Raw genomic sequence first — 8168 nt, forward strand, 5'->3', positions numbered from 1 at the left:
GTTTGGATTGGGAGGAATAATCGGAGTCCCCCCGCTCTCCTTCGGATTATAGGTGCAATTCTCCCAATGGCCGATACACCCTCAAAACCGATACAGCCGCCCGTCTTCCGCCTCGCGGATCCACACCTGCATGAACCCCGCCTCGCGGTTGTCCCACGCGTAGTACGGGATGAGCTCGCACGGCTCGCCGTCCGCCGTGCGGCCGCGCAGCACGGTCACGCCGCCGAGCAGCTCCGCGCGGTGCTGCACCGCGAACGGCTCGTGCGCCCCGAGCGCGAAGTCGTCGTAGCGCAGCCCGGCGTTGCCGGCTTGCTCGACGCAGTACACGACCGGGCCGCGCTGCAGCGCGATGCGGCCCCGGTTCGCTTCCGCTTCCGGCCGGGCGCGGACAACCTCGACGGGCATGTCGAGCGTCAGCTCGATCGTGTCGCCCGCCGCCCAGTGCCGCTTCAGGACGAGGTAGCCCTTCGCCGTCAGCGCCTCCGCGCCGTCGACCCGCTCGCCCTGCGCCGACGCCCGGTAGCCCCGGCACCAGCCCGGCACGCGCAGCCGGATCGCGAATTCGTCCGCCGCCCCAGGCTCCGGCGTCACCGTGATCACGATGCGCCCATCCCACGGATACGCCGTGGACTGCGCGATCCGCACCGTGCCGGCGCCGTCGCCGAGCTCGACGTCCGCTTCGCCGTTGGCGTATTGGTTCACGGCGAGGCCATCCTCCGTCGACGCGTACAGATACTGGCCGATAGCCGGCAGGAACCGGGCGAGGTTCGTCGGGCAGCACGACGTGTGGAACCATTCCACCCGGTGGTGTTCGCCCTTGGACGCCAGCGGATTGACGTAGAAGAACCGGTCGCCGGACAGCGAGATGCCGGACAGCGCCCCGTTGAACAGCTCGCGCTCGACCAGGTCCGCGTATTTGCCGTCGCCATGAAGCAGGTTCATGCGGTGGTTCCAGAACGCCATCGCGATGGCGGCGCAGGTCTCGCAGTACGCCGATTCGTTCGGCAGGTCGTAATCGTGGGTGAACCCTTCGTTGTGGACGGACGGCCCGATGCCGCCGGTCACGTACAGATTGCGCTCGACCGTATGCGCCCACACCCGGTCGAGCGCCGCCAGATAGGCGGGATCGCCCGACGCGAGCACGACGTCCGCCATCGCGGTGTACAGGTACATCGCGCGGACCGCGTGCCCCTTGACCTCGCGGATATCCCGGACCGGCACGTCGTCCTGGCAGTAGGCCGGCCCCCACTCCGGCTTATCCCAGATCGCGCCGACCCCGTGCCCATGGCCGCGCTCCTCGAGCAGCCAGAGCGCCAGCTTCCAGTACCGCTCCTCGCCGGTCGCGCCGAACAGCTTCACGAGCGCCAGCTCGATCTCCTCGTGCCCCTCGGCCCAATGGCGCTTGCCGGGACCGAACACGGCGTCGTAATGATCCGCCATCCGGCAGGCGACGTCCAGCAGCCGGCGCTTGCCCGTCGCCTGGTAATACGCGACCGCGGCTTCGATCAGATGGCCGCCGTTGTACATTTCGTGCTTCTCCATGTCGGTCCATTTCAAGTCCGGCGCTATCAGCGTGAAGTACGTCGACAAGTAGCCGTCCGGCTCCTGCGCGGCCGCGATCAGCTCCGCGATGCGGTCGATCTCCGCCTCCAACTCCGGGTCCCGCTCCGTCCTGAGCGCGTACGCGGCGCCTTCGAGCACCTTGTACACGTCGGAATCGTTGTAGTACATGCCCTCGAAATCTCCCTCCGCCAAGCCACCGGCCAGCGCGAAGTTACGGATGCGGTTCGTCTCCTCGCACTTGCGCAGGCAGACGTCGATCGTTACGTTCTTCAGCACCTCGAGGCGCGGACGCCAGAATTCATCGTCGATGCGCACGCTGGAGAACGGCACGCCCCGCCAGCCCCGAATCGGTTGTTGCGTCGTCGTCATGCTCGCAGCCTCCCTTTTCGTCGTTCCTTGTCTCGTTTTGAACCTCGCATATCCCCGTTTACCCTTTCAACCCGGTAAGCGTAATTCCTTCCAGGAAATACCGCTGCCCGACCAAAAACACGACGACGCACGGCAGCACGACGGCCGCCGAAGCCGCCATCAGCAGGTCCCACTGCGCGGTATAGCTGCCCTGAAACATTTGCAAGCCGAGCGCCAGCGTGAACCGGCTGTCGCTCTTCAAGTAGATGAGCGGGCCCATGAAGTCGTTCCACGAACCGAGGAACGTGAACAGCGCAACGACGATGACCGCCGAACGGCTGAGCGGCAGCAGAATGCGCCAGTAGATCTGAAAATAGCTCGCCCCGTCCACGAACGCCGCCTCGTCGAAATCCTGCGGAATCGTCAGGTAGAACTGCCGCAGCAGGAAGATATTGAAGATCCCCCCGCCGAAGTACGCCGGCACGATGAGCGGATAGAACGTATCGTAGAAGCCGAGCTCCTTCCAGCCGATGAAGCTCGGGATCAGCGTCACGGCGCCCGGCAGCATCATCGCGGACATGAGCACCGCGAACACGGCGTCCCGCCCTTTCCACCGGATGCGCGAGAAGCCGAACGCGGCGACGGTGCTGGAGACGACCGTACCGAGCAGGACGCCGGCCACGATAATCAAGGTGTTGACGAAGAACGTGCCGAACGGCACGACCGTCAGCGCTTCCTTGAAGTTCTCGAAGTGGAACGGCTTCGGAATCCACTGCGGCGGCATGACGAAGATCTGGGACAGGTCCATCACGGAGCTGCGCAGCAGCCAGACGAACGGCACGATGAACATAACGGAGACGACGAGCAGGGCAACGTAGCCTGCGGCGAGCTTCAGCCTGGACTCTCTCATGCGCGGTCCCCCTCGTAATGCACCCAGGATTTGGACGTCTTGAAGACGATGAACGTGAAGATGAGAATGATGACGAACAGCACCCACGCGAGCGCCGACGCGTAGCCCATCTCCGTGTCGCGGAACGCCGTCCGCCACAGGTAAAAGACGAAGAACAGGCTCTTGTTGTTCGGTCCGCCCTGGGTCAGGATGTACGCCTCGCTGAACACCTGGAAGGAGCCGATGATCGTCATGATCGTGTTGAAGAAGATCGTCGGCGTCACCATCGGGATCGTGATATGCCGCAGCTTGTGGTACCAGCCGCCGCCGTCAACGTCGATCGCTTCGTAATACTGCTTCGGAATGCCGGACAAGCCTGCCAGGAAAATAATAACAGTCCCGCCGATGCCCCACAGCGTCGTGAGCACGATAGACGGAATGACGCTGCGCTCCCCGAACAGCCAGCTGCTCGTCGGCAAATGCAGCCATTCCAGCGCCGTGTTGATCAGACCGAGGTCCGGGTTCAGCAGCCACAGCCAAATCATCGAGGAGGCGACCGCCGGCACGATGCTCGGCAGGTAGATGATCGTCCGGAACATGGACCGTCCCTTGACGTTCATATTCAGCAGAAGCGCCAGGGCGAACGAGAGGAGGATGACCGCCGGCACGCGCAGCACCACGAAATAAAACGTCGTGCCGAGCGACTGGTAGAACAGGTCGTCCCCGCCCGAGAACAGCTTCGCGTAATTGTCGAACCCGATAAAGGCCGTATGGTCCTTGAAGACGTTATAGTCCGTCAGGCTGAGGTAGAAGCTCGCGACCATCGGACCCAAGGTGAAGATCAAAAAACCGAGTATGGCCGGCGCCGTGAACAAGATCCCGTAAAACAGCGCTTTGCGCTCTCTCGCGGTGCTTCGTTTCCGCGCCGCGGCCCGGGCCTGCTGCCCGCCTTGCGCCGAAATCTCCATGCGTTATGCCTCCTGTCTAGGGAAAGGGACAGCCTTCCGGTCCGGAACGGCTGTCCCCCGCTTGCCGCGACCCGCCTCGGCGGACGGGCCTCTACTAACTCTACTTCACGTATTTCATCTTACTTGTTTCACGTACCTCATCTAACTTACTTCACGTCCCGGCGGCCCTGCACTTGCTCCTGCGCCTTCGCGGCGACCGCGTCCAGCGCTTCCTTAGCCGACTGCTTGCCCAGCCATACTTTATCCAGGGCGGGATTGATGACGTCCATGATCTTGTTGAAGTTCTTGACGTACGCCGTCGGCGTCGCATGGCTGTGGCTCAGCAGCATGTCGATGACCGCGCCCTTGTAGCCCGACGGGCGGGACGGCAGATTCTGCGTCCACTTAGCCAGCTTGTCGGCGTCCGTATACCAGTCCTTGTGCGACGGCATCCACGTACCGGCGGTCAGCATGTCGAGCGACGCGTCCGGATCGATCAGCGCCTTCAGCAGCTCCCAGGACTCCTCCGGATGCTTGGTCGACTTGAAGATGGAGAACATGCCCGCGACGACCGTCGTGACCGGCTCCTTCATAACCGGCAGCGCTCCGACATTGTAGTTGAACTTGGACTGCGCGAGTCCCGTCGTCGCCCACTGCCCGTCGAACGCCATGGCGACTTTCTTGGTCTGAAGCGCCACGTTCGTGCCCGGAATGTTCTTCGCCTGCAGCGGCGACGGGGCGACGTGGTACACGTTGATCAGATCGGCCAGCTTCTGGAGCGCTTCCACCGCTTCCGGCTGGTTCAGGCCGAGCGTCTTGCCATCGGCCGAGAGGAAGTCCCCGCCGTTGGAATAGATGAAGTTGCTGTAGAGGCCCCACCACGTCGGCAGGTTGATGCCGAACTGCTTAATATTCTTCGGATCGAAGCCCGCCTCGGTCGCATTGCGGCCCTTGCTGTCGATCGTCAGCCGCTTGGCGACGTCCACGAACTGGTCCCACGTCCACGCTTCCGACGGATCGGCCGGCGGCGGCTCGATGCCGGCGTCCTTGAACACGTCCTCGTTGTAGTACAGCACGAACGTCTCCGGACCCGGGCCGATGCCGATCACGTTGCCGGGCTCCGCCGAATACGTGATGTTCGGCACGAGCGCGTCCATGTTGAGCTCCGTGTCCTTGTCGAGATAATCCTGCAGGTTCAGGAACTTGCCCTGCTCCGCGAGCGGGAACGCGATCGTGGCGGATTCCATCATGGCCACGTCCGGCTCGTCGTTGCCGGCGACCATCGTCGTCAGCTTCGTGTCGTAGTCCGCGCTGATAGCTTGGAAGTCGACCTTGATGTTCGGCTTGGCTTTCTCGATCCGGGCGATGGCGACCTTGTACGCCGCGATCTCGTCCGGGGAGCCCCAGGCGGTGAGGCGAAGCTTGATCGGCTCGCCGCTGCCGGCGTCCGCCGAGCCCGCGCCGGCGTCTTCGCCCGCGCTGCCGCCGTTATTGCCGCTATTGGCGGCGCCGTTGTTCGAGCCGGCATCCGACTTGGTACAGCCGGCCAGGACGGCCGTAACCGCGAGAATCAGTACCAGAAGCAGGGAAACGAGCTTCCCTCGATTGCTTGACATAGTGCGAGCCCCTCTCTGATTGCGTCCTCATTGGCTCATAGCTGCAGTCTATGATAGTTCCATTGTAAGAGACGGACAGCGCTTTCAAAACCCGAGCATTCCTAGAATGGTGGACTAATATTGGGTGTTGTGCGGCAGGTGGATCATCACCCGCGTGCCTTCGCCCGGTGCGGATTCGATGCGGATGCCGTAGTCGTCCCCGTACGCCATCTTGATGCGTGAGATCGTGTTCTTGATGCCGACGGATGCCGATTCCTCGTACAGGATCGCATGGATGCCCGCCTCGGAGATGCCCCGCCCGTTGTCGCAGATCTCGAAATACCGGCTCTTGCCCTCGGTCCGGCCGCGGATCTCGATCAGGCCGCCGGCCTCAAGCCCGCTGAAGCCGTGGAGGATGGCATTTTCCACAAACGGCTGGAACAGCAGCCGCGGCAGCTTCTCCTCGTAGAGCGCCGGCTCGATGTCGTACGCGACGGCGAATTTCCCCTCGAAGCGAACCGACATGATATAGAAGTAATTCCGCATCCACTCCAGCTCTTCCGTCAGTAGAACGGCGCCCCACTCCTTGCGCGACGTGTAGTGCAGCATGTTGGAGAGGCAGACGAGCATCTTGCTCAGCTCCATCTGGCCGTTCTCGATGGCTGTCCAGTTCATGATGTTGAGCGTGTTATACAGAAAATGCGGGTTCATCTGCATGTTGAGCGCCTGAATCTCCGCTTCCTTCTCCTTCAGCTGGATCTCGTAGTTCTCCTTGACGAGCATCGCGATCCGGTCGTTCATTCGGTTGAACCGCTGCGACAGCAGCCCGAACTCGTCATTGCGCTTCACCTCGACGCGGGTCTGGAAGTCCCCTTCGCCGACCGACCGCATCGCGCTCATCAGCCGCTTGATCGGTCCCGTGATCCGGCCCAGGATGAAGTACGCGAAGAAGAGCGCCACGCCGGTCAGCGCCAGCGCGCCGACGATCGTCGACGTGCGGATGACCGGCACGAGATTGCTCACGAGCGCGGACTGCGGCGTCACGACGATGGACAGCCAGCCCGTCACCTCCGAGCGGGCGAAGCAGACGATCCGGTTCTCCCCGCCCAGCTTGATCCGCTCCGTGCCGCTCTCCTTCGCCCGGAACGCCTGGATCCACGCCGGCGCGTACTTCTTGGTCACCTGCGATTTATCGCTCGACGCCACGACGACGTCGTTCGGGTCGAGCACCATGTAGGTAGAGCCGGCGGGAATGCTCTGCTCGAACAGCTCGTCCATCACGGTCGACTTGTAGCTGATCGTCAGCACGGGCCGCTCGACGCCCGGCTTCAGCTTGACGAGGGTGCTGTCCTCGAGGTGCGAGAAGTTCAGCAGCCGGGTCGCCGAGAACAGGTAGCGGAAGTCGATGGAGCCGTCCTTCAGCCACGGTTGGTTGAACATCCGGGTGAAGTCGTACGTCGGATACCAGACCATTTTCCCGCCCGCGCGCAGGGCCTCCTTGTAGATCTGCGACTGCGTCGGATCGCCCTGCGGCAGCGAGAGGGACAAGCCGAAGCTGTAGTACGAGGTCCACAGCTGCACGGCGTACACGTCTTCGTTCTGGGAGAAATATTTGCTTAAGATCGCGGAGATCTGCCGGTCGGCCGCCACGAGCTCTTCCTCCTTGGAGGGGCGAAGCGCGTTGAAAATCTCGAACAAGTCCTTGTCCACGAACAGCGACCGGCTGTTCTGATCGGCCATGCCGAGCTTTGTATCGATAACGTCGTTGTTCTTCTTGACGACGGCGAACACATTCTTCTGCGCCTGCTCCGTGACGACGTTCAGACTCGTCCGGTAGAAGAGCGTGCTCAGCACGAGCAGCGGCAGGGCGATGAGCGTCAGGTAGCTGAGGACGAGCCGCGTCCGGAACGTCATGGCGTCGACCCGCTTTCGTCCGCCCGCGGCGCCGCATGCTTGTACGCCTCCGGCGACAGCCCGACCTGCCGCTTGAACATGCGCGTGAAGTATTTCGTATCGCGGTAGCCGCATTGCTCCGCGATCTCGTAGATGCGCAGCCGGCCCGCCGCGAGCAGCTCCTTGGCCCGGCGGATGCGCGCGTCCGTCACGTGCTCCGAGAACGACCGCCCCGTGCGGGCTTTCAGCAGCGTGCTGAAATACGACGCGTTGAAATGAAACCGCTCCGCCGCCGCCTCCAGCGTCAGATCCTCGGCGTAGCGTTCGTGAATCCAGCTCAGGCACTGGTCCACGATCAGCTCGCTGCGGCCCTGCTTCCGCTCGTGCAGCGACTTATGCACCTCGCGCAGGCAGCCCAGCAGCAGCGCCGTCAGCGCCTCGGCGCTGCGGCACGCCGGGACGGCCGACATCGCCGTCTCGGTGACAACGCTTCCAACACGCGAATCGATCATGTCGCGGGCCCGGCTCTTGAGCTTCATCAGGGTCAAGGCCGCGTAATCCTTCATGAGCTTAGGCTCGCACCGGCCGTCGGCCGCGAGCGCGCGGAACGCGTCCGTACACAGCGCTTCGGCCGCCGACGGCTCCGGCTCCTGGAGCGCCTCGAAGAGCTGCTCCCCGTCGAGGCGGAAGATAGGCTTCACCGGCGGCAGCACGTCATCGGCGTCGACGGCGCCCCGCCAGTCGGCGTGGAACGCGTACGCGAGCGCCGCCTGCGCCCGGCGGTACAGTGCCGGCACGTTCACGGCGGTGCCGGCTTCGCCGGGCGGCGGCCCGGCGTCCGGCGGCAGCGCCGCGATGCCGTGCGCGAGCGTGCCGCGCGGGCGCCAAGCCTCGGCGGCGGCGAGCAGCGTGCCGCGCAGCGCCCGCCGCGCC

At 63.7% G+C, this 8168-nt stretch carries 6 protein-coding genes; all 6 read right to left on the bottom strand.

The window, feature by feature from the left end:
• Window positions 1–81: 81 nt before the first annotated feature.
• Window positions 82–1932 carry a glycoside hydrolase family 127 protein gene (locus ACFPB1_RS20385; protein ID WP_379227939.1) on the bottom strand — a complete coding sequence of 617 codons (1851 nt, stop codon included), beginning with the start codon at window positions 1930–1932 and terminating at the stop codon, window positions 82–84.
• Between the two features lie 58 nt (window positions 1933–1990).
• Window positions 1991–2821: a carbohydrate ABC transporter permease gene (locus ACFPB1_RS20390; protein ID WP_379227940.1), complete on the bottom strand. Its 831-nt coding sequence runs from the start codon at window positions 2819–2821 to the stop codon at window positions 1991–1993.
• On the bottom strand, window positions 2818–3768 hold the full coding sequence (locus tag ACFPB1_RS20395) for a carbohydrate ABC transporter permease (protein ID WP_379227941.1): 951 nt from the start codon (window positions 3766–3768) through the stop codon (window positions 2818–2820). Before ACFPB1_RS20395 ends, ACFPB1_RS20390 begins: the two co-directional genes overlap by 4 nt.
• Before the next feature lie 146 nt (window positions 3769–3914).
• The gene (locus tag ACFPB1_RS20400) at window positions 3915–5363 is read right to left on the bottom strand and encodes an ABC transporter substrate-binding protein (RefSeq protein ID WP_379227943.1); all 1449 of its coding nucleotides are present in this window, start codon (window positions 5361–5363) and stop codon (window positions 3915–3917) included.
• A 114-nt stretch (window positions 5364–5477) separates the two neighbouring features.
• Window positions 5478–7256 carry a sensor histidine kinase gene (locus ACFPB1_RS20405; protein WP_379227944.1) on the bottom strand — a complete coding sequence of 593 codons (1779 nt, stop codon included), beginning with the start codon at window positions 7254–7256 and terminating at the stop codon, window positions 5478–5480.
• Window positions 7253–8168, bottom strand: a 916-nt coding sequence (locus tag ACFPB1_RS20410) for a helix-turn-helix transcriptional regulator (RefSeq protein WP_379227945.1), incomplete at its 5' end; no start/stop codon positions are given. The genes ACFPB1_RS20405 and ACFPB1_RS20410, both read right to left, overlap by 4 nt.

It is taken from the genome of Paenibacillus sp. GCM10023250 (genome assembly GCF_042653205.1).
GTDB lineage: Bacteria > Bacillota > Bacilli > Paenibacillales > Paenibacillaceae > Paenibacillus_Z.